At 37.6% G+C, this 21,610-nt stretch carries 21 protein-coding genes; 9 read left to right on the top strand and 12 right to left on the bottom strand.

The annotated features are described in order from the left end of the window. A partial coding sequence (locus F3G66_RS09850; RefSeq protein ID WP_410470321.1) for a ComEA family DNA-binding protein occupies positions 1-437 on the top strand: 437 nt, incomplete at its 5' end. A gap of 146 nt (positions 438-583) precedes the next feature. Here the strand turns inward: F3G66_RS09850 and F3G66_RS09700 are convergent. From F3G66_RS09700 to glmU, 8 genes are all read right to left on the bottom strand, one after another. Continuing rightward, positions 584-772, bottom strand: a complete 189-nt coding sequence (locus F3G66_RS09700) for an Rrf2 family transcriptional regulator (protein ID WP_223154265.1) — start codon at positions 770-772, stop codon at positions 584-586. Positions 773-838: 66 nt separating this feature from the next. Beyond that, a complete protein-coding gene (gene truA / locus F3G66_RS09235) occupies positions 839-1,570 on the bottom strand; it encodes a tRNA pseudouridine(38-40) synthase TruA (protein WP_149707884.1) in 732 nt (243 codons plus the stop codon). After that, positions 1,570-2,598 carry an LptF/LptG family permease gene (locus F3G66_RS09230; protein ID WP_149707883.1) on the bottom strand — a complete coding sequence of 343 codons (1,029 nt, stop codon included), beginning with the start codon at positions 2,596-2,598 and terminating at the stop codon, positions 1,570-1,572. The genes truA and F3G66_RS09230 overlap by 1 nt, the downstream gene beginning before the upstream one ends. Beyond that, positions 2,591-3,379, bottom strand: coding sequence for a prepilin peptidase (locus tag F3G66_RS09225; protein ID WP_149707882.1), 789 nt, complete (start codon positions 3,377-3,379; stop codon positions 2,591-2,593). Before F3G66_RS09225 ends, F3G66_RS09230 begins: the two co-directional genes overlap by 8 nt. Positions 3,380-3,386: 7 nt before the next feature. Further along, positions 3,387-4,058, bottom strand: coding sequence for a polyprenyl diphosphate synthase (gene uppS / locus F3G66_RS09220; RefSeq protein ID WP_149707881.1), 672 nt, complete (start codon positions 4,056-4,058; stop codon positions 3,387-3,389). Positions 4,059-4,061: 3 nt separating this feature from the next. Next, complete coding sequence (locus tag F3G66_RS09215) at positions 4,062-4,748, bottom strand: hypothetical protein (protein ID WP_149707880.1); 687 nt, start codon at positions 4,746-4,748, stop codon at positions 4,062-4,064. After that, complete coding sequence (gene coaBC, locus F3G66_RS09210) at positions 4,745-5,917, bottom strand: bifunctional phosphopantothenoylcysteine decarboxylase/phosphopantothenate--cysteine ligase CoaBC (protein ID WP_149707887.1); 1,173 nt, start codon at positions 5,915-5,917, stop codon at positions 4,745-4,747. Before coaBC ends, F3G66_RS09215 begins: the two co-directional genes overlap by 4 nt. Continuing rightward, positions 5,904-7,211 (bottom strand): bifunctional UDP-N-acetylglucosamine diphosphorylase/glucosamine-1-phosphate N-acetyltransferase GlmU, encoded by a 1,308-nt coding sequence (gene glmU, locus F3G66_RS09205; RefSeq protein ID WP_149707879.1) that lies wholly within the window; start codon positions 7,209-7,211, stop codon positions 5,904-5,906. Before glmU ends, coaBC begins: the two co-directional genes overlap by 14 nt. Before the next feature lie 136 nt (positions 7,212-7,347). Between glmU and F3G66_RS09200 the strand changes: the two genes are divergently transcribed. Genes F3G66_RS09200 through F3G66_RS09165 form a run of 8 tightly spaced genes read left to right on the top strand, consistent with a single transcriptional unit; the run spans position 7,348 to position 16,744 of the window. After that, positions 7,348-8,115: a motility protein A gene (locus F3G66_RS09200; protein WP_021091276.1), complete on the top strand. Its 768-nt coding sequence runs from the start codon at positions 7,348-7,350 to the stop codon at positions 8,113-8,115. Next, on the top strand, positions 8,115-8,894 hold the full coding sequence (locus F3G66_RS09195; protein ID WP_149707878.1) for an OmpA/MotB family protein: 780 nt from the start codon (positions 8,115-8,117) through the stop codon (positions 8,892-8,894). The genes F3G66_RS09200 and F3G66_RS09195 overlap by 1 nt, the downstream gene beginning before the upstream one ends. Positions 8,895-8,905: 11 nt before the next feature. Then, positions 8,906-9,628 (top strand): flagellar type III secretion system pore protein FliP, encoded by a 723-nt coding sequence (fliP, locus tag F3G66_RS09190; protein WP_374048483.1) that lies wholly within the window; start codon positions 8,906-8,908, stop codon positions 9,626-9,628. Beyond that, positions 9,628-10,893 carry a TolC family protein gene (locus F3G66_RS09185; protein WP_149707877.1) on the top strand — a complete coding sequence of 422 codons (1,266 nt, stop codon included), beginning with the start codon at positions 9,628-9,630 and terminating at the stop codon, positions 10,891-10,893. The genes fliP and F3G66_RS09185 overlap by 1 nt, the downstream gene beginning before the upstream one ends. Beyond that, positions 10,890-11,633: an efflux RND transporter periplasmic adaptor subunit gene (locus F3G66_RS09180; RefSeq protein ID WP_149707876.1), complete on the top strand. Its 744-nt coding sequence runs from the start codon at positions 10,890-10,892 to the stop codon at positions 11,631-11,633. The genes F3G66_RS09185 and F3G66_RS09180 overlap by 4 nt, the downstream gene beginning before the upstream one ends. Further along, positions 11,630-14,656 carry an efflux RND transporter permease subunit gene (locus F3G66_RS09175; RefSeq protein ID WP_149707875.1) on the top strand — a complete coding sequence of 1,009 codons (3,027 nt, stop codon included), beginning with the start codon at positions 11,630-11,632 and terminating at the stop codon, positions 14,654-14,656. Before F3G66_RS09180 ends, F3G66_RS09175 begins: the two co-directional genes overlap by 4 nt. After that, positions 14,653-15,888 (top strand): TolC family protein, encoded by a 1,236-nt coding sequence (locus tag F3G66_RS09170; RefSeq protein WP_149707874.1) that lies wholly within the window; start codon positions 14,653-14,655, stop codon positions 15,886-15,888. Before F3G66_RS09175 ends, F3G66_RS09170 begins: the two co-directional genes overlap by 4 nt. Next, a complete protein-coding gene (locus F3G66_RS09165; protein ID WP_149707873.1) occupies positions 15,881-16,744 on the top strand; it encodes an EamA family transporter in 864 nt (287 codons plus the stop codon). The genes F3G66_RS09170 and F3G66_RS09165 overlap by 8 nt, the downstream gene beginning before the upstream one ends. On the opposite strand, the gene F3G66_RS09160 is transcribed toward F3G66_RS09165, so the two are convergent. The 4 genes from F3G66_RS09160 to F3G66_RS09510 all read right to left on the bottom strand — a co-directional run. After that, entirely contained in the window at positions 16,741-18,015 is a 1,275-nt protein-coding gene (locus tag F3G66_RS09160) for a ComEC/Rec2 family competence protein (protein WP_149707872.1), read from the bottom strand. The two genes, F3G66_RS09165 and F3G66_RS09160, sit on opposite strands and share 4 nt — an antisense overlap. Continuing rightward, entirely contained in the window at positions 18,015-19,427 is a 1,413-nt protein-coding gene (locus tag F3G66_RS09155) for a replicative DNA helicase (protein WP_149707871.1), read from the bottom strand. The genes F3G66_RS09160 and F3G66_RS09155 overlap by 1 nt, the downstream gene beginning before the upstream one ends. A 10-nt stretch (positions 19,428-19,437) precedes the next feature. Continuing rightward, positions 19,438-20,496: a flavodoxin-dependent (E)-4-hydroxy-3-methylbut-2-enyl-diphosphate synthase gene (gene ispG / locus F3G66_RS09150; RefSeq protein WP_149707870.1), complete on the bottom strand. Its 1,059-nt coding sequence runs from the start codon at positions 20,494-20,496 to the stop codon at positions 19,438-19,440. Between the two features lie 66 nt (positions 20,497-20,562). Further along, positions 20,563-21,610 (bottom strand): hypothetical protein (locus tag F3G66_RS09510; protein WP_188115858.1); only part of this gene is annotated, 1,048 nt, incomplete at its 5' end.

Below are 21,610 nucleotides of genomic sequence, written 5' to 3'. Positions count from 1 at the left end.
AGATTATATTCTCACTATTAGCAGCAGCTTCTACATTACTAGCAGCCATAAATTTAAACACTGCCACAAAAGAAGAGTTAATGAGTTTAGATGGTATAGGATCTTCAAAGGCAGATGCAATAATAGAGTATAGAAAAGCAAATAAATTTAACTCAATAGAAGATATAAAAAATGTAAATGGTATAGGTGATAAGACATTTGAAAATTTAAAATCAGATATATCAGTATCAGGTGCTACAAAGATAGATGAAACAAAAGCTAAAGCAAAATCTAAAAAAGATGACACAAAACAAAAAGTAAGTAAAAAGAGTGATGAAGTAAAAGAGAAAAAAGATAGTGCTAAAGATAGCGTAAAAGAAGTCAAAGATAAGAAAGAAAACATAAAAGATAAAGCAGAGAAAAAGAGTAAAGCTAAAAAAGAGAAGAGCAAAGAGTAATAAATCTAGAAATTTATAAAAATTCTTACATAAAGTATATAAAAATAGTTAGGAGCGCATAGCGTTCCTAATAAAAAAATAGATTGGTTTTTATATATTTGCCTAATTTTTAAATTCTATAACTTAGTTTGTCTACTTTTTAAATTTTATAAATTAATAAGTTCATCTAATAGATCTTGTAAAGTAATACTTCTTAAACTATTCTCTAAAGCTTCTTGTGCTTTTAGGAAGTGACCAGTCAAAAGCCCCTCGATCTTGCTACCAAGTGGGCAGGCTTTAGGTGAGTTAGAGTGGATCTTAAAAAGTTTTTCTTTATCATTTACTGCGTTAAAGATTTGAAGGAGGGTTAGGATTCCCTATTTAATATTTTAAGTAAGCTTACTATCAAATATTCTAAATACCTAGTTGAATTTATAAAAAACTCTATTTAGATAAAGTCCTTCAGCTGGAGCTGGGATACGAGTTAAGGCAAGGTGTCCATTAAGCGAAGCATTGATGAGCTCACCACCATCTTTTATACTTAAAGCTTTAAGCAGATTTGCAACCATAAGCCGTACTTGAGCGCGTAAAAATCCATTCGCTTTAAAAACGATGATAGTTTGGTTTTTGTATTCATAGCAAAATGCCTTAAAAATTTCTCGCACTGAGCTTTTTGTATCACTTCCTGTTTTCATATAGGAGCTAAAATCATGCTCGCCAACAAAATTAGATAAAATTTCATTTGCTTTTTTGATATCAAATTTTGGCAAAAAGACTTTATAGTTTGAGCTAAAAACATCAAATTCTCCATGATCTATAATGTATCTATAAGACCTTGCTACGGCGTCAAATCTTGCTTGAAAATTTTCATCAACTAAATTTATACGTTTTATATGAATATTTGGGTGGGCATGGCGGTTGATTAGCTCTTTTAGATGCTCTAAATTTTGAAAATGACCGCCACAAATTACGCTTGAGCTTTGATTAATCGCATGAACTTTTTTATCTGTACGTGAGCTAGAGACTATTTTTTCAAATATTCCAACGTGAGCCAGAGCACGTGAGAGCTCATCTTCTACGCCATTTTCATGCGGCTGAGTTTGCGAGCCTTGAAATTTGGAGCCATCGTAGCTATAAATTAGTTGGATTTTCATTAGTATCTTTGCATGATCTTGGCTTTAAAAAGCAAAATTCCTGCCAATAAAAAGACGAAAAATATTAGCGGAATTGCAAAAGCTGGCTTTGATGAAAATAGCATTATGAGCGTAAAATACCCAAATAAAACGCCAAATGTCCCAACATAAACCATGCCTTTTTCATATCTATAAGTAACGATGCCAAAGCTTATGGCAAAAAGTGTACTGGCAAGTGGAAATAGTGCAACAAGTACATACGTACTAAGATCTTTTCTTCTTTTTTCACTACTATTTGCCTCAGCCCAGTACTCTTTTATACTGCCTATACCGCTTATCTCTTCACTTTGTGCAGTCCTTATCTTCATAGATTTGAAGTTGCTTTGATGATAAATTTCATCTTTTATGTCATACATTTTTCCATCTACTAAAGAGAGCTCAATGCTTTGATTTGTATTAGTGATCTTTGCATTTTTAGCGGTTATTAGGCGCTGTGAGTCTTTGACAAAGGGATTAAACATCACGATATCTTTATAAGTAGTGCCGTTGTTATCTTGCATTTCACTACCCACATAGACCATCCAGTCAGAGAATTTTTGTCCAAACTGAGTTGGTTTTAAATTTAGCTTTGCAACAGTCTTTTTATAATCAATAAAATTTGCATTTAGCTGTGCGGCTATTGGTATCATGACGATGGCAACTACCAGCAAAGCGGCACTTAAAAGGGCTGAAAATGCTAAAAAAAATCTTGCTATTTTATTTGGCGATCCACCAAGCGTAAAGATAACGATACTTTCATTCTCTTTTGATAATCTAAAAAGAGTCATCGCAAGTGATACAAAAAATGCGATAGGCACGACAAAAAGTAGCACGCGTGGAAGCATAAATGAGTAGAGTTTAAAGAGCTCGCCAAAGCTGATCTCGATGTAAGAAGTGATGCGCGCGATCTGGATGAAAAATACGATCGACATGATCAAAAAAAGCGTACTAAATAGCGATGCAAAAGTCCCTAGGAAGTTAAACAAAAGATATCTATTCACTCTACTCATAAATAAACCTTAAAATTTCTAAAATTTGCTCTTTAAAAGCGTATGTAATAAGTAAGCCAAGACTTAAAAATGGCACAAAAGCCAGCTCGTAGCCCTTTTTTTGAACGACCGCATAGACTGGAAGTGTAAAAAGTGCTGCAAGATAGATCGCCACTAGAGCCAGTTTGACTGGCAAGATAGCTCCGATGATCGCTGCTATAAAGATATCTGCGCTACCCATCGCTTCTTTTTTTATGGCAAAACTTACGACAAATCTAAGCACCCAAAAGATAAGTGCAAAAAGGAATAAATTTAAAATCTGGGCAAAATTTCCTTTAACTATAAAAAACATCAGAGCGTAGATAAGTGCGAAAAATAGCGCCGCAAAAAGAAGCGGATCTGGCACAGCTTTATATCTTATATCTATGACGCTAAGAGCTAGTAGCATGATAAAGCAAAGCCCTAAAAATAGCGCATAAAGCAAGGTTTCTACGCTTAAGATTTCGCCGCACTCTTTAAAAAAGCAGATCAGAAAAAGTATCCCAGAAACTAGCTCGATTGCTGGATAGATGAGGCTTATTTTTTGCTTGCAAAAGGCACATTTGCCGCCTAAAAATAGCCACGAAAAAATTGGAACATTGTGATAAAAATTTAGCTTATGATCGCAGTTTGGGCAATGAGAAGCTGGAAAATTTATACTTTCATTTCGTGGCAAGCGATATATCAGTACATTTGAAAATGAGCCCACACAAATACCCAAAACAAAAGTAAAAACGGCAAAAAAGATGACTAAATTATCCATTGTTTTGCTAAACTCCGCCAAATCTTCGCTCTATGTTTTTAAATTTGCTAACGATGCTTGTAAGCTCATTCTTGTTAAAGTCAGGCCAAAGTGTGGGCGTAAAAAATAGCTCTGCGTAGCTTGCCTGCCAAAGCATGAAATTTGAAAGCCTACTCTCACCACCAGTTCTAATAATAAGATCCACTGGCTCACTCTCATCAAGTGCTGCATTTAGGCTTGTTTCGTTTATATCTACACCTTCTAAAGTTAGCTTTCTTGCAGCTCTGATGATCTCGTCTTTTGAGCCGTAGTTTATAGCTAAATTTAACAATAAATTTTTATTCTCTCTTGTAGCGTTTTTGGTGATCTCTATCTCGTTTTTTAGCTCATCGCTAAATGGCGAAATATCGCCGATTGTGTTAAATTTAATCCCATTTTTTATAAAGTCAGTACGTTTTAAAATGAGAAATTTCTTAAGCAAATTCATTAAAAACTCAACCTCTTTTTGTGGCCTTTTCCAGTTTTCAGTACTAAATGCGTAAAGACTTAAAATTTTCACTCCATTATCGATACAAAATTCGCACATATCGCTTACTACATTTGCTCCGGCTTCGTGCCCATTTGTCCGCAAAAATCCACGTTTTTTAGCCCAGCGTCCATTTCCATCCATGATAATAGCAAGGTGGTTTAATTCATTCAATCTTTAGCCTTTTATATCAATAATTTGTTCTTTTTTGCTCCAAAGAGCACTCACATTTTGCACTGTTATATTTGTGCTAAATTCCTTTTTTAGCAAGCTAGCTACATTATTAAATGGAGTCGTGATCTCGTATAAAACTTCATCTTTAAATTTAAAAATAAGTGGAGCAAAATTTGAAAATATTAAAAAAATTTTCATATCCTCCTCCTCTTTTTTTAGCTGAAAAACGCCGTTTGTACCATTATAAATAAATGGTATATGCACGACATTTTCTTGCAGAGCAAAGAGCATTTTCGCTAGCACTTTCATCTCATCTTTTGTCTTAGCTTCACTTAAACTTTTAAATAAATGGTCATAAAACCACGATAAATTCTCATTTTCTATCAAATTTTCGATAAGATTTAGCCCATCAGCCAAGACATCTTCGTCTAAAATTCTTGGCTTTTCGTATAAATTTTTTATGACGATATTTTCGCCCTGGCTTTGCACCTCGCCCCAGTATCTCGAGCCTACGTTTAGCTCTTTTGCGCTTTTTGTGTTTAAATTTCTATTTGCGAAATTTAAAATGTATCTGTTAAAGCCGATCTTTTGGCTTACTAAGATACTAAGCGGAAGTGACGAATTTATAGCTACTAACGGTGAATTTGCATTTTTTGCTATTTTTTGAATGCGAGAAATTTTCTCTATCATAAATTTGCCGCTAGCTCCACGATATGTCTTGCGATCTCGTCTTTTGCGGCAAGCGGCAGCAAAGTTTCACTATTTTTCGTGATGAAATTTACCTCATTTTGCTCGCTTGCAAAGCCATTTTTCTCACCTAAGATATTTAGACAAACTGCGTCAAGCCCCTTTTGCTCTAGCATTGCTCTAGCGTTTTTGTGTGCGCTCTCACTTGAGATTTCAAGCTTAAAGCCGATCTTTTTGCATTTAAACTCTTTTAAGCTTTGCAAAATATCGATATTTCTCTTTAGACTTAAGCTTAAAATTTCGCCAACGTCCTCTTTTTTTATCTTGCCATCAATTTTTGTCGGCATAAAATCGCTTACTGCAGCACACATCATAAGTAAATTCGCGCTCTCGCACTCGCTCTTGCAAAGCTCTAAAAGCTCACTGCTTGAGCTAAATTTAAGGCATTCAAATGGCTCGTTTGCGGTTTCAAAGCTAGCAAGTAGCGTAACATCAGCGCCAGCGTAGTAAAAAGCCCTTGCAATCGCCATCGCCATCTTTCCGCTTGAGAAATTTGTAATGGCTCTTACATCATCTATCTTTTCAGTCGTCGCGCCACCAGTGATCACTACTTTTTTGCCTGCAAAAAGAGGCCTACTAAGCCTTTTAATGGCGGCTTCTACTATCACCTCAGGACTCGCAAGACCACCCTTGCCAACGTCACCGCAAGCTAGAGTTTTAAGAACTGGCTCAACCACTAAAGCGCCGTTTTTCTTTAAAATTTCAAGTGAGTTTTGCGTAGCGAAGTGCTCGATCATATTGTTATTTGCAGCCGGAGCTACAACTAAAGGCACGTGTGAGGCGGCGATTAGCGTTTGCATGAAGACATTGTCACAGATGCCAGCTGTTAGCTTATTTATCGTATTTACCGAGGCTGGCGCGATGAGCACTAGATCCATTTTAGAGTAGGATATGTGATTTACGCCATCTTGCCAGTTTTGCGTTTGTGAGCTTAAAATTTTATGCTCGCTTAGCGCTTCAAAGCCGCTTACACTGCAAAATTCAAGCGCGCCGTCACTTAAAGCCACATAAACATCAGCGCCTTTCTTTTTAAGCAGCGATAAAATTTCGAATGCCTTATAAAAGGCGATACTACCGCAAACGGCTAGTAAAATCTTCTTATTTTTTAACATCGTCTTTGCCAAAGAATTTCTCAAAGAAGCCGCTTTTATTCTCTTGGCGACCCCTGCTGATAGCTAGAGCCCCGCTCTCAACGTCTTTTGTGATAGTGCTGCCAGCTGCGATGATGACGTTATCAGCGATATTTACAGGGGCAACTAGCTGCGTATCTGAGCCTACAAAGACGTTTTTGCCGATTTTGGTTTTGTATTTTGCTTTACCGTCGTAGTTGCATGTGATCGTGCCACAACCGATATTTGTGCCACTTTCTATCTCGCAGTCGCCAAGATAGCTTAAGTGCCCAGCTTTTACACCGCTAAGAACACCTTTTTTAACCTCGACGAAATTTCCTATGTGTGTGTCAGAAATTTCAGAATTTGGTCTTATGTGAGCTAGCGGGCCGATGTCTGAGTTTTTGATGACGCTGCTTTCGATCACTGATGAGCTTTTGATGATACTCTCGGTGATGACGCACTCGCCAAGGATGCTGACGTTTTCTTCGAGCACGCACTCGCCTTCAAATTTAGCCCTGCTGTCTATGAAAATGCTCTCAGGCATGCGCATCAAAACGCCAGCTTTCATCAAATTTTGTTTGATCTCATCTTGCATTATTTTTTCAGCGATGCTTAGCTGAAATTTATCATTTATGCCCATGAAATTTTGCTCATTTACATTTACTGCAACGCACTTTAAGCCCTTTTCATTTGCTATTTTTATGGCGTCCGTTAGATAGTACTCTTTTTGTGCGTTTTGGTTGCTTATGAGCGGTAAAATTTGCTCTAGCGCCTCGCGTTTAAAGCAGTAGCAGCCAGCATTTACGCTCTTTATGGCAAGTTGCGCTTCGCTCGCATCTTTTTGCTCGACGATGGCCTCAACTTTGCCGTTTTTTATGATAACTCTACCGTAGCCAAAAGGATTTGCTGCTTCAAACGAGCTCATAACCACATCTGCTTCGGCATTTGCTAGACGCATTAGATCGGTTGATTTTACAATAGGCATGTCGCCGCAAGTGACAAGCACCTTTTCGCCGCTTAAATTTACGCCCTTTATCGCGCCGGCAGTGCCTGGGAAATTTGCTAGATCTTGCTCGAAAATTTTAGTTTGAGGGAAAATTTCTTTTATCTTTTTGCTAATTAACTCTTTTTCGTAGTGAAGCACGACGCTAACGTCATTTGTGATCGCATAAGCTTGCTTTAAGATGTGAATGATCATTGGCTCACCGCAAAGTTCAAATAGGACTTTTGGACGTTTTGATTTCATTCTAGTGCCAAGACCAGCAGCTAAAATTATGATTGAAGTATTGTTCATTTTTAAGCCTTTTAACGTTAAAAATTTCGCAGATTGTAGCAAAAAATGGCAAACATTTTTTTTAATTTAACGATTGTTTCAACAAAAAGCTAATAAAATAGCAATTCTTAAGAATTTATAAATAAAGTGAGCTTAAATGGATTTAGGAACCGTCGTCGGCTGGGTTTTGACCCTGGTGCTTTTGTTTGGATCAATGGCGATAGGCGTTGGTATAGGACCATACATCGATATTCCTTCTGTGATGATCGTTTTTGGTGGTACTATCGGCGTTATGATGGTTGGCTTCAAGATGGAGACGCTTAAAGGAATTGGTAAATTTTATGGCATTGCTGTTAAGCCATCAGTCGTAGTAAATTTACCTGAGACTATAAAAAAAATAGTCGATTATTCAACTAAAGCTAGACGTGATGGTATCTTATCGCTCGAAAGCGAAGTAAATAATGAGACAAATCAGTTCTTAAAAAGAGGCCTCTCAATGGCGGTCGATGGCAATGAACCAGATGCGATTAGAGCACTTTTGGAGATCGATATCGATCAAACTAGCACAAGGCATTCAAATAATATTAAAATTTTTGAGCAAGTCGGCGGTTTTGCGGGTGCGATGGGTATGATAGGAACGCTCATTGGTCTTGTTGCGATGCTTCTTAACATGTCGGATCCTAGTGCGATCGGTCCATCAATGGCGGTTGCCTTGCTTACGACACTTTATGGTGCGATGATAGGTAACATCATCGGTGCGCCTGTGGCAAATATCCTCTCTATTCGCGATGCTGATGAAGCACTTGAAAAACAAGTCGTACTTGAGGGAATCATGTCGATACAAGCAGGCGATAATCCAAGAACGCTTGAAGCTAAACTCTTAGCATTTTTACCACCAAAAGATAGAAAAAGTCAGTTTGAATAATGGGTAAGTTAATAAAACCAGAAGAGTGTCCAAAATGTATGCCTGAGTGGCTAGCTGCTTTTGGCGACCTTATGTCGCTTTTGCTTTGTTTTTTCGTTTTATTACTTTCTATGGCGACAATGGATGCTAAAAAGATGGAGGCCGCCGTTGGCTCACTAGCTGGTGCTTTGAGTGTGCTTGAAGGTGGTGCTAGACCTGAAAATCAGATAGAAAAAGAGACGGATCCAGAAAATACTCGTGCAAAAAAGGTAAGCAAGCAAAAGGGCTCACAAAGTGAGCTAAATATGAATGTTAAAAAGATAAATGAGCTGCTAGCTGCTAGCGGGGCACCTGAAATTACGATGGAAGAGAGTGAAGATGGCTTTATCGTAAGGCTTCCAGCAGCTATGCTTTTTGAGAAAGATAGTGCTGAAATTTCTGGCGAAGATGCGAAGCTGTTTTTAAAACGAATAGGCATGATTGTGGCGAAAATGCCTAATGATGTAAAAGCCGATATCATAGGCCATACAGATAATATAGAACCAAGTAAAGACTCAGCTTATAAAAATAACTGGCAGCTCTCAACTGCAAGGGCTTTAAGCGTAGTTGAAGAGTTAATCAACGATGGCGTACCACAAAATAGAATAATAGCTTCTGGCAAAGCTTCGTTTGATCCGATCGCTAGCAACAGCACAGAAGATGGCAGAGCTAAGAATAATAGGGTAGAAATTCACTTCATATCGCTTGAGCCAAAAAATAAAGAGGCTACTAAGAAAAGTATCCTTGATATGAGGAATTAGTCGTGAAAGCACTGCTTGCTTTAGCGGTTTTACTTTGCACGGTTTTTGGGGCTGATCCGGCCTTACCAACTATAAATTTAAGTCTAAATTCTCCAACAAATGCCGAGCAACTTGTAAATTCTCTAAACGTTTTACTAATCCTCACCGCACTTGCACTCGCTCCTTCGCTCATTTTTATGATGACAAGTTTTTTAAGGCTTGTTATCGTATTTTCTTTTTTGCGCCAAGCGATGGGCACGCAACAAGTGCCTCCTTCAACAGTGCTCATCTCGCTTGCGATGGTTCTTACATTTTTTATCATGGAGCCAGTTGGGCAAAAGAGCTATAATGATGGCATAAAGCCTTATATAGCTGAGCAGATAGGCTATGAAGAGATGCTTGATAAAAGCTTAAAGCCTTTTAAAGAATTTATGGTAAAAAACACAAGAGAAAAAGACCTTGCACTTTTCTTTAGGATTAGAAATTTACAAAATCCAGCAAATATTGAAGAGATACCGCTAAGTATCGCAATGTCAGCTTTTATGATAAGTGAGCTAAAGACATCTTTTGAGATAGCGTTTTTGCTCTATTTGCCATTTCTTGTCATCGACATGGTCGTAAGCTCAGTGTTAATGGCTATGGGTATGATGATGCTTCCTCCTGTAATGATCTCACTACCATTTAAACTGCTCATATTCGTGCTTGTTGATGGCTGGAATTTACTAATAGGAAATCTTGTAAAAAGCTTTCACTAATGAAAAAATTTTTATTCATTTTTTTGCCAGTGTTTTTGCTTGGTTCAAATTTAAGTGTGATCGCAAACAAAGCAACGCAAAATGAAATTTCAAAGATCAAAGAGCTTGAGTTAAAAAGAGCAAATTTAAACGATGAAGCCACATTAAGCTCATATATGCCAAGCCTCAGCTTAGAGGGCTCATACGGCAAAAATGCAAGCACTTTTCCAAGCATAGTCGCTAAAGAGTCAGCCGGTGTGCTGGCTAGAATTGATTTTTTACTATATGATGGCGGAGCTAGAGAGGCGAGGCTAAAGATGAGCCAGCTTTTAAAAAACAAAGCCGTGATCGCTAGTGATGAAGCTAAAAACTACCTTGCATTTAAGGCTATAAATTTATACTTTAACGCAGCTGCACTTGAAAATATAATCACAGCCAAACAAGCTCAAGCAAATTTTTTAAAAGGTGTTTTAGATAAGCTTGAAAAGGCAAACATTGCAGGGCTTGCCGCAAAAGATGAGCTTGAAAATGTAAGGGCTAAATATTACTTAGCTAATAGTACGCAGCTTGAATACAAAAACAAAATGGAGCAAATCTTAAATGAGATAAATTTGCTGACTGGTGAGAAAATTTTGCCAGTAGCTGGAGCAAAGATGGCTGATATTAGCTCAAATTTAGCTTCAAAGAATGCTGAGCTTGATAGACTAAGCCAAGATATATTTTTAGGTGAGGCCAAGCTTAGCGAGACAAGAGCTGGTTTTTTGCCTCAAATTTTGCTTTATGACACATATGGATTTTATAAAAATAATTACGATATCGATCTAGGCAGATTTAGTTCTTACCGCTCATACGTGGATAAATACTTAAAAGAAGATACTCATGGCAATAAATTTGGTATCGCTTTTAAATGGAAAATTTTTGATTTTTTCGCCACTAGCAAGATGAGTCAGGCCCAAAAGATCGCGCTTGATGAGGCAAGGCTAAATTTGGAGTATAAAAAGCGTGAAAACGAGACAAGGCTTAAAAATTTGCAAAGTGAAATCGTGGTGCTTACTTCAAAAATCGCTTCACTAAACGAATATGTAAAAGCAAGCGATTTGGCATTAAAAGCTAGCTATGAGAAGTATAACTCTGGGCTTTTGGGATATAGCGACCTGCTTGAGGCACTCTCTCAAAAATTTGATGCAATTAGCCTTTTTGAAGGGGCAAAAGATGAGCTTGAGATCAAAAAAGCGGAGTTCTTTTTTGAAAAAGGTGAGCCGATTTTAGAGAGGATTAAAGATTGAAAAAGCTGATAATTTTAATGATATTTGGCGTTTTTTCATTTGCTAGTGAGGAAATTTTTGCTGATTTTGAAGTCTATGCCAAGCAAAGTTCAAAGCTTGCATTTGAGGGTAGTGGCAAGGTGGATAAAATTTTTGTAGATGTTTCAAGCCACGTTAAAAAAGGCGACACTTTAGCTGTTCTTGATCAAAGCAGCTTAGAAATCGCTCTAAAAAAGGCAAAAAATGATCTTGAGCTGGCAAAAAATGCTAGTGAATTTGCAAAAAATACTTTAAACAAATTTACTCAAGTAAGGGATGTCACTTCAAAGCAAGAATTTGACGAAGTAAAGTATAAATTTGACGAAGCGATACTTCAGGTTCAAAGTACACAAATCGCTATTTTAAATGCGCAAGATCGCCTTAAAAAAGCTGTTTTAAAAGCTCCTTTCGATGGCGTCATAGCTAGTAAAAATGTCGAACTTGGCGAGAGTGCTTCGCCGCTTCAGCCAGCCTTTGTTTTAAATTCAAATGAGGTAAAAATTTTAATAGCGATCGATGAAAAATATGCAAATTTAGTAAAAGTTGGCGATACGTTTAAATTTAAACTTGACGCAATAAGCGAAGAAAAAGAGGTTAAGATCGCGCTCATCTATCCAGAGATAAAAAGAGAGACCAGGAAATTTTACGCCCAGGCTTATGGCAGCGGACTAAAGCCAGGCATGTTTGGTCAAGGAAAAGTGATAATCGGCGAAAATAAATGATAAAAACAGCCATCAACCGCCCTATAACTACATTAATGGTTTTTTTAAGCCTCGTTGTCTTTGGCATCTACTCACTAAAGACGATGAATGTAAATTTATACCCACAAGTAAATATCCCAATCGTTAAGATCACGACCTACGCAAACGGCGATATGAACTATATAAAAACTAAGATCACGCAAAAGATCGAGGACGAGATCTCAAGTATCGAGGGGATAAAAAAGCTCTACTCAACTAGCTTTGATAATCTAAGTGTAGTTAGCATCGAATTTGAGCTAAATAAAGACCTAGAGAGCGCTACAAACGACGTCCGCGATAAGATGCAAAAGGCACGTTTAAACGCAAACTACGAGATAGAAAAGCTAAATGGCCTCTCATCTTCTGTCTTTAGTCTCTTTATCACAAGGCTTGATAATAATCAAACCAAGCTCATGCAAGAGATCGATGACGTGGCAAAGCCATTTTTGGAGCGAATTAGCGGCGTTTCAAAGGTCAAGACAAATGGTTTTTTAGAGCCAGCGGTGAAAATTTTACTTGATAGATTTAAGCTTGATAAAAACGCGCTTAGCGCAAATGAAGTGGCAAATTTGATAAAGGTTGAAAATTTAAAAGCGCCACTTGGCAAGATAGAAAATAAAAAAATCCAAATGGCGATCAAGTCAAATTTTAGCGCCAAAAGCATAGATGAGATAAGAAATTTAACTATCAAACAAGGAGTATTTTTAAAAGATATCGCAAGCGTTGATCTCTCTTACAAAGACGCAAACGAAGCAGCGATAATGGATAAAAAAAGTGGCGTCTTGCTGGGTCTTGAGCTAGCCCCAGACGCAAACGCTCTAACCGTGATCGCTCTAGCTAAAGTAAAGCTAGATCAGTTTAAAAGCCTGCTTGGCAGCGAATATGACGTAAAAATAGCCTACGATAAGAGCGAAGTGATACAAAAGCACATCGATCAAACCGCCTTTGATATGATCCTTGGCGTCTTGCTAACCATCGTGATCGTCTATCTGTTTTTAAGAAATTTCTCGATCACTACCATCTCAGTCGTAGCGATCCCAACTAGTATCGTGGCGACATTTTTCATCATAAATGCCCTAGGATACGACATAAACCGCTTAAGCCTCATAGCGCTGACCCTTGGTATCGGAATTTTCATCGATGATGCGATAGTTGTTACTGAAAATATCGCTAGCAAGCTAAAAGATGAGCCAAATGCCCTAAAAGCAAGCTTTGCAGGTATAAAAGAGATAGCATTTAGCGTCTTTGCGATCTCGCTCGTGCTGCTTTGCGTCTTTGTGCCTATCGCCTTTATGAGCGGCATCGTTGGCAAGTACTTTAACTCATTTGCGATGAGCGTGGCAGCTGGCATCGTCATATCGTTTTTTGTGAGCATATTTCTTGTGCCAACGCTTAGTGCTAGGTTTGTAAATGCCAAACAAAGTAGCTTTTTTCTAAAGAGTGAGCCGTTTTTTGAGGCGCTTGAAAATTTCTATGAGAAAATTTTAGCTTTAGCGCTTAAATTTAAGCTCATATTTTTAGCCATAACGCTTGTAGTCGTTGTTTGCTCGTTTGCTCTGGCTAAATTTGTAGGCGGTGACTTCATGCCAAGTGAGGATAACTCGGAATTTAACATCTACTTTAAGCTTGATCCCTCACTTAGCCTGCAAGCTAGCAAAGAGAAGCTAAAAGATAAAATTTCACTCATAAACGCCGATCCGCAGGTAGCTTACGCCTACTTCATCCTTGGCTACACAGATGCCAAGCAGCCTTATCTTGTAAAGGCTTACGTTAGGCTAAAGGAGCTAAAAGATAGAGCTAATCACGAGCGGCAAAATGCCATCATGCAAAGTTTTCGTGACAAGCTAAAAAGTGACAATATGAGCGTCATCGTGGCTGATCTGCCAGTGGTTGAAGGTGGCGATGTACAGCCAGTTAAGCTTACTATCACCTCTGAAAATGGTAAAGAGCTAGAGAAATTTGTGCCAAAGATCAGCAAGATGCTAAAAGAGATAAATAACGTAACGGACGTAAATTCGCCCGAAGAAGACCTGCTAAAGCGCGTGCAAATTTCTATCGATGAAGATAAGGCTAAAAGGCTAAATTTAGATAAAGCCAGCATCGCAAGCACTGTTTATAGTGCATTTGGCCAGAATGAGGTCTCTGTTTTTGAAAACGAAAATGGCAAAGAGTATGAGCTTTATATGCGCCTTGATGATAAATTTAGAAGCGATACAAATGATATCTTAAAGACCAAGATAAGAAGCAAAAAGGGCTTTTTCGTGACACTTGGCGATGTGGCGACGATTAGTTTTGAGCAAAAGCCAGCTAGTATTTCAAGGTTTAATAGAGCCGATGAGATCAAATTTTTAGCAAATACCAAAAATAACGCTCCGCTAAATAGTGTGGCAAATGAAATTTCAAAGAAGCTTGATGAAATTTTGCCAGCAAATTTCAAGTATAAATTTCTTGGATTTGTAGAGCTCATGGACGATACAAACGCTTCGTTTATCTTTACAGTAAGTGCGAGCGCGGTGCTTATTTATATGGTGCTAGCTGCACTTTATGAGAGTTTTTTGCTGCCTTTTCTCATCATGCTTGCCATGCCGCTTGCCTTTTGTGGCGTGGTGATCGGACTTTTTATAAGCGGCAATCCATTTAGCCTATTTGTCATGGTTGGCGTCATCTTGCTCTTTGGCATGGTCGGTAAAAACGCCATTTTGGTAGTTGATTTTGCAAACCACTTTGCAAATAGCGGCATAGAGGCAAACGAAGCTGTGAAAATGGCTGCAAAAAAGCGCCTAAGGGCTGTTTTGATGACCACTTTTGCGATGATATTTGCTATGCTTCCGCTGGCACTTAGCAGAGGAGCTGGGTTTGAGGCAAATTCACCTATGGCCATAAGCATCATCTTTGGGCTCATTAGCTCGACTTTGCTTAGCCTACTTGTCGTGCCAGTACTCTTTGCATGGGTTTATAATCTTGATAAATTTATAAGAAAATTTTATGAAAGGGAGAGAATTTGAAGAAGATTTTAGCAGTTTTGCTCTTTGCTTTGCCTCTTTGGGCTGGAAATTTACTAGAGATCATCGCTCTGGCGCAAAGTGCGAAGCTTGAGAGCTTGAAAGAATTTAATAAAAATGAATATATAAATAAAAATAAGAGCAAAAAGCTAAATTTATCCCTTGATGGCAGATATACCTTTGTGCCTGACGAGCTAAAGGGCGGATATATGACAAAGGCTGGATCGATCACGGCAAAGGTTGAGTATCTCATCTTTGATGGCGGTGCGAGCGAGGCTGCTGATAAAATTTTAGATCACAAGGGTGTGGAGAAGATTTATAAAGATGAAGAGCTGATGAATCTCACTGCTTTTCAGGTCGCAAAGGTCTATTTCAACGCCATTGCACTAAATTCGCTTATAAATTTAGAGACAAAATTTGTAGATAGCTTTGCCAAGGCTGCGGCTGAAAATGAGTTTTGGTTTGAGTATGGCGAGATAAATAAAGCTGAGTTTGATGCGATAAATTTTACTCTTAGTAAAAAAAGAGCTGAGCTTGACGAGCTTGGGCTTAAGCTAGCTGAGCTAAACTCAAGGATAAATTTGCTCTCAAATGGCGAGATCGGCTTTAACGCTGGTTCAAAGATAATGATGCCTGATTTTAGCAAAGATGATATAAGCGCAAAACTTGGAGCAATGGAGCAGGAAAAATTTATAAAAGAGCAAGAAAATGAGAAGCAAAAGAGTAAATTTGCTCCAAAAATTTACTTAAAAGATACGCAAAGTGTGAATAATAACAGCTTTAAAAAAGGTGAGAGGACGACTTCGCAGATGATAGGCGCTTACGCTGATGCGAATAGGCCTAGAGTGGAGTTTGAGTGGAAGCTACCTGATAGCTTAAGTCTTAGCAAACAAAGTCAAGTTAAGCGCATAGAAGAGCAAAAGGCGGCACTTGATTTAAGCGATGAAGAAAATAGGATAATCACTCGCCTAAAAGAGCTAGAAAGCACAATCAAAGGCTTAAATGCAAAGTTAAATTTGCAAGATTTGAAGCAAGATAAGCTTGATAGTGATTTTATTGATCTGCTAAATGGCTATCTTGATGGCGAGATAAAATATGAAGAATTTTTGTTTGTGAGTGAGAAAAATTTTAGTGATAGGGCAAATTTCATACTTGATGGCGATTTACTTGAGCTAAATAAACTTGAGTATTTTTTTGAATGTGCAAGAAAAATAAATGAGGTGATAATTGAATAAACTAATCTTTGTAACCATTTTGTGGGCGTTTAGCTTTAGTTTGATAGGTGAGTTTTTAGCTGGCAAGGTTGATAGCTATTTGGCTGTTTTTATTCGGGTTGCGCTTGCGAGCTTAGTCTTTTTGCCATTTACAAAATTTCGTGGCATAAGTCCAAAGCTAGCATTTGGCATAATGGCGATCGGAGCGGTGCAAATAGGGCTTATGTATCTATTTTATTACAATTCATTTTTGTATCTAAGTGTGCCAGAAGTCGCACTTTTTACCATTTTTACGCCGTTTTATGTGACGCTTATCTATGACGCATTTAGCTTTAAATTTAGACCACTTTACCTATTTAGCGTTGGCGTTGCGGTTTTTGGAGCTTCGGTTATAAAATATGGCGCTATAAACGATGGTGTATTAAAGGGCTTTTTGCTAGTGCAAGCGGCAAATATCTGCTTTGGAGCAGGGCAGAGCGCATATAAGGCACTTTTAGAAAAATTTGACGTGGATCAAAAAAATGTCTTTGGCTACTTTCACTTTGGTGCATTTTTTGTAGCTGTCGTTGCGCTTCTTACTCTTGGCAACCCAGCCAAATTTTCACTTACTTCAACGCAAATTTTAGTGCTTCTCTGGCTTGGCATAGTCGCTAGTGGAGTTGGATATTTTATGTGGAATAAAGGTGCTTGCGAAGTCGATAGTGGTGTGCTTGCCATCATGAATAACGCTCTCATTCCAGCTGCTATCATCGTAAATTTAGTCTTTTGGCAAAAGGACACAAACTTAACTAGGCTAATTTTAGGCGCTGTTATAATGTATATATCTTTGATGATTCACAACAAGATAATGAAATTTTATGGCATGAAGATCGCTTAGGTGTAAATTTTATAGCTAGCAACGAAAAAGCACAAGAGCCCAAGCAGCGGCAAAATGTAGAATATGGATCTAAATTTTATAGCTAGAAGTGAAGCGATATTATAAAAGATAAAAATAATAGCTGGCACAAAAATTTTAGTCGAGCTTAGTCTAAAATTTAACATATTATTTAGCAATCCATCAAAAATGTCGCCATACGAAGCGATGTGAAGCGCAGCACTTAATGGATAAAAAACGCTAAAGATGTAGTTGATAGCAAGGACGCTAAGCTGCTGTAAGCTAATGAGTGGAAAGAAATAAAGCACGCAAATTTCCATTGCAAAGCAAACATATAAATTTAAAAGTATAAGATGAATGAAAGGCGAAAATTTATCTTTTAGATGTTTAAAATATAAAAATATGTAAAAAACGCCCATGAGTGAAAAGTAAAAACCTACGCTAAAAAGTAGCTGCGGAAAGAGCGATATACTAACAAGTGCCACTATAAAAAGTGTTTTGAAGTTTAAAATTTTGACGCCTTTTAACGTACAATAAAATCCTAAAATGCTCATTAAGAACGCTCGCAAAAAGCTTGGTATAAAGCCTATTATAAAAAAGTAAAATGACAAGACTATAAAAACGATAATGGCTAGATCAAAGTTGTAGTTTCTAAAAGGTAAAAATCTCGCATATAAAAATTTTAAAAGCGGCCTAAATACAAAAAATATAACCGCACTTATGAAACCTAAATGATAGCCACTTATGGCTATAAGATGCGCTATACCAAGGTGCGAGACATCATCTCTTAGCTTGCCGTCAATACTTGTGCCTAAAAATAGAGCCGAGTAGAGCTGTGAAATTTTACTATTTTCATGCTGGGCGTAGATTAGTGATTGTAGTTTTTGGTTGATATTTAGTGTGGCTTTTTGTGGCAGTTTTTCGCGTGAAAAGCTAGGCATGTAAAAGGAGGAAGCAAGATAGTCTTTAAAACTAACGTCTAAATTTATGATGCTTAGAAATATATTATCTCCAGCTTTAAAGTCATCTGTTTTAGCTCCAAGCGTATAAAATGAAAACTCATCAGTTTTAAGCTTTAAAATTTGCCTTTTCTTGCCGTCATCTCCAAGCTTTTCGTAGCTAGAAATCACGGTTGCTGTTAGCTCTTGTTCGCCTTTGTCCATAAAAATTTGATATTTATGATAGCTAATAGCCAAATTTATAGAAAAAACGCAAAGGCAAAACAGGCAAAATATAGTAAAAATTTCTCTATTTTTTAAAGCTTTAAAACGCATCAGCCTTCAAATGAAACATCAGATACTGGCATTGCAGACATATCTTCAAACCTTGAGTGTTGCTTTTGAAAGAGCACATCAACTGAGCCAGTTTCGCCATTTCTGTTTTTGCCAACGATGATCTCAGCCTTTTCTTGAAGCTTATTAAAGACGTGATTGCTCTTGTACTCTTTGCCCTCGGCACTCGCACGTTTTTCTTTCTCTTTTTCTTCTTGTTCTAGATAAAACTCATCTCTATAAACAAAAAGAATGATGTCAGCATCTTGCTCGATCGCACCTGACTCTCTTAGATCGCTTAGCATAGGGCGCTTGTTTGCGCGAGATTCTAGGCTTCTGTTTAGCTGAGAAAGGGCGATGATTGGCATATCTAGCTCACGTGCTAAAAGCTTTAATCCGCGAGAAATTTCAGCTATTTGGACGTGACGATCAGCGTAGTTATTTGTACTCATCATAAGACCGATGTAGTCGATCACGCAAAGTGAAATTTCAGGATGCATAGCCTTTAGTTTTCGCATTTGCGTTCTTACTTGATGGATGTTTACATAGCCGCTATCATGTACAAAAAGCTTGCTAGCAGCAAACTCATCGCAAGCATCGCTAAATCTAGCCAACGCTTCATCATCCATCTTTGCGGTCATTATGTCTTGAAGTGGGATAGAGGTCTTGCTTGCTAGCATTCTCATCATTATTTGCTCAGCTGGCATCTCGAGCGAGAAGAAAACAACTCCGGCATTATTTTTTAAAACCTGACTCATAAAATTTAAACAAAGTGTCGTTTTTCCCATGCCTGGACGAGCTGCGACGATGATGAGGTCACCATTTTTAAAGCCCTTTATCATCTCATTTAGCTTTTTAAATCCAGTGTCAAGTCCAACTATATCTTTTTCGCCAAGCAAGGCCTGAGCATTAATATGATCCATCATTTTCATGATGATCTCTTTGCCTTCTTTTATAACTCCAGTGCTTCCACCTTCTATCAAAGAGTAAAATTCCTGGCTAAGATCATCGACCATATCGCGGCTTGGCTTATCTTCATTTACTTTGCTTGGTATATTGTGAGCGATCTTTACAAGACTTCGTTTTATAGATTTTTCTCTTAGTTCATTTGCATATTTTTGAATGTCTATTAGGGAATTTGTACCCAAAATATCTAGTATTAGCTCTTCGTCGTATTTTTCGCCAAGTCTATTTTTTAAAAATGGCATAGTTATAGGATCATCGCTATTTAGGCATGCCACCATTGCATCATATATTTGCGAATGCCCTTTTAGATAAAAATCCTTTGCCTTAATAATGTCAAAAATTTCACCTAAAATATCGTTGTTTTGCAAAATGGAGCTTAGTATAGCTCGCTCCATATCAATGTCGTAAAGGTTGGTAAATTCTATCTCGTTAACTCTTTGCTTTGCCACAACTTTTCCTTTAGTCTCTACTTTTTATCTCATCGTCGATCTCTTGTAAAAATCTATCTACAAGCTCGCTCTCAGGCAGCCTTGCGACCACTTCGCCATGACGCATTATCATGCCATTTCCTTTGCCAAACGCTATGGCAACATCCGCACCTTTTGCCTCACCGATCGCATTTACCACGCAGCCCATGACTGAGACATTTAGCGGCTCTTTTATACCTTTTGTTTTTTCTTCTACTAGCTTAACTGCTGCCATGAGATCAGCTTGCAAACGTCCACATGTTGGGCATGAGATGATGTTTAGCCCCTCTTTTTGACGGCCGCTATCTTTTAAGATCGCCTTTGCGACTTTGATCTCCTCTTCAAGCTCACCTGTGATGCTAACCCTCATCGTATCGCCGATGCCCTCAAGCAAAAGCCCGCCAAGCGCGATCGCAGACTTGATAGTAGCGTGAAATGTAGTGCCAGCCTCTGTTACACCTAGGTGAAATGGATAGTTTGTCTTTGGACGAAGGGCACGATAAGCTTGCATAGTGCGCTCAACGTCGCTTGATTTAAGAGAAATTTTGATATCTGTAAAGTCAAAATCTTCAAGAAGCTTGATGTTATACATCGCACTTTCCACCATCGCTTCCACAGTGCGGCCATAGCGGTCTTCAAACTGCTTTTCGAGTGAGCCAGAATTTACGCCGATACGGATAGGTAAATTTCTTTGTTTGCAGGCATCAACGACTGCTTTTATGTTTTTGGCTGAGCCAATATTGCCTGGATTTATGCGGATAGCATCGACAAATTCGCTAACGATGAGTGCATAGGTGTGATTAAAATGAATGTCTGCAACGACTGGTATTGGGGAGCTTGCAACGATCTGTTTTAGCGCGCTGGCGTCTTCTTTATCAAAAACTGCGCAACGTACGATATCACAGCCCGCAAAATAAAGCCGCTGTATCTGCTCAAGCGTGCCTTTTACGTCTTTTGTCTTTGAAAAGGTCATCGACTGCACGGATATTGGTGCGTCACCGCCTATTAAAATATCGCGAATTTTTATCTGTTTTGTCGGGTATCGTTGCAAAATTTTGCCTTTAAATTTTATTGGGGATTATATAAAATCTTGGCTTTTAAATAAATTTGTTTAGCACTAATCCCCAAAAACTTCGTGTCTGTATTCTTGCGTATTTATAAATTTACTTCTAAGGCTCTTTTGTTTTTCTATATGGGCATCAATATTTTTACTGGTTATTTCTACGCCAAAATCTTTGTATTCGCTTTTGCCCATAAGTATATCTAACACTATATTTCCAAGTTCAGGCGTATAGTGACTACTTTCAAAATAATATTTCATTTTGGCACTATCTGTAGGTATTTTTTCGCTGGTTATATTGTGATAAACGGCAAAATCAACTACTCTAAATGGTTTTTTATTGTATTTTTTAGCCACTTTTTCTACTGTCAATACGACATCCTTTTTCCATTTATACCAAGCATCAAGTCCAATAAAATAATCAAGGGACTCCCAAAGTCTTATATGAGAAGGATTGAAGATTATATCCATATTTATATTGTTTTTATAGGCTATTTCTAAAAGATCCTCAAAATCTTGAATGCTACTTTTGCCAGTATTTGTATATGTGTAATTTTTTGAGTTCTTTTTGTAATAGTTTTTTTCTACTGATTTGAAAGTCTCTTTGTAATCTTTAACTTTAGCTAATGGTATAGCGTTACCGTTATTTAAAACAGTGGACTCTCCTATTCCTAATATCGTTTTTAAACTATCTTTTAATGCATCTATACTAAATATATACTTCATTAAGTTATTGTTGTTTTCTATTTCGCTCCCTTCTTTATCTTTTGTACTAAACATTAAATAATCTAGCCCCAACAAGACATATTTTAAATTTTCTTGTTCGATTGACAATTTAAGTAATCTTTTGTTTTCATATATAGTTCCAGATGGAATCGCAAGATTATATGAAGGATTTTTAAAGTATTTATGATTAGCGTCTAACCCATGTTTTGGTCTTGAAGTTCCTAAAATAATCGAAGATGGTTTTACTTGTGCTATTCTTATTGGTTCTATCTCTCTTAACTTTTGATAAGCGGATGTCTTTGGAAAATTAAATGCATGTGTTTTATATATATCATATGGATTGATTATAAAATTAGTTGCAGGAATCAATGTAAGAAAA

It is taken from the genome of Campylobacter concisus (assembly GCF_902460665.1).
GTDB classification, from domain to species: Bacteria; Campylobacterota; Campylobacteria; order Campylobacterales; family Campylobacteraceae; genus Campylobacter_A; species Campylobacter_A concisus_AL.
The sequence above is the reverse complement of the archived record's forward strand: the minus strand, read 5'-3'. Positions and strand labels throughout refer to the sequence as shown.

Excerpts from the sequence above, each read along its gene's own strand:
- truA (WP_149707884.1), bottom strand. The coding sequence starts at position 1,570 with ATGAAAATCCAACTAATTTATAGCTACGATGGCTCCAAATTTCAAGGC.
- F3G66_RS09230 (WP_149707883.1), bottom strand. The coding sequence starts at position 2,598 with ATGAGTAGAGTGAATAGATATCTTTTGTTTAACTTCCTAGGGACTTTT.
- F3G66_RS09225 (WP_149707882.1), bottom strand. The coding sequence starts at position 3,379 with ATGGATAATTTAGTCATCTTTTTTGCCGTTTTTACTTTTGTTTTGGGT.
- F3G66_RS09215 (WP_149707880.1), bottom strand. The coding sequence starts at position 4,748 with ATGATAGAGAAAATTTCTCGCATTCAAAAAATAGCAAAAAATGCAAAT.
- coaBC (WP_149707887.1), bottom strand. The coding sequence starts at position 5,917 with ATGTTAAAAAATAAGAAGATTTTACTAGCCGTTTGCGGTAGTATCGCC.
- glmU (WP_149707879.1), bottom strand. The coding sequence starts at position 7,211 with ATGAACAATACTTCAATCATAATTTTAGCTGCTGGTCTTGGCACTAGA.
- F3G66_RS09200 (WP_021091276.1), top strand. The coding sequence starts at position 7,348 with ATGGATTTAGGAACCGTCGTCGGCTGGGTTTTGACCCTGGTGCTTTTG.
- F3G66_RS09195 (WP_149707878.1), top strand. The coding sequence starts at position 8,115 with ATGGGTAAGTTAATAAAACCAGAAGAGTGTCCAAAATGTATGCCTGAG.
- F3G66_RS09185 (WP_149707877.1), top strand. The coding sequence starts at position 9,628 with ATGAAAAAATTTTTATTCATTTTTTTGCCAGTGTTTTTGCTTGGTTCA.
- F3G66_RS09175 (WP_149707875.1), top strand. The coding sequence starts at position 11,630 with ATGATAAAAACAGCCATCAACCGCCCTATAACTACATTAATGGTTTTT.
- F3G66_RS09160 (WP_149707872.1), bottom strand. The coding sequence starts at position 18,015 with ATGCGTTTTAAAGCTTTAAAAAATAGAGAAATTTTTACTATATTTTGC.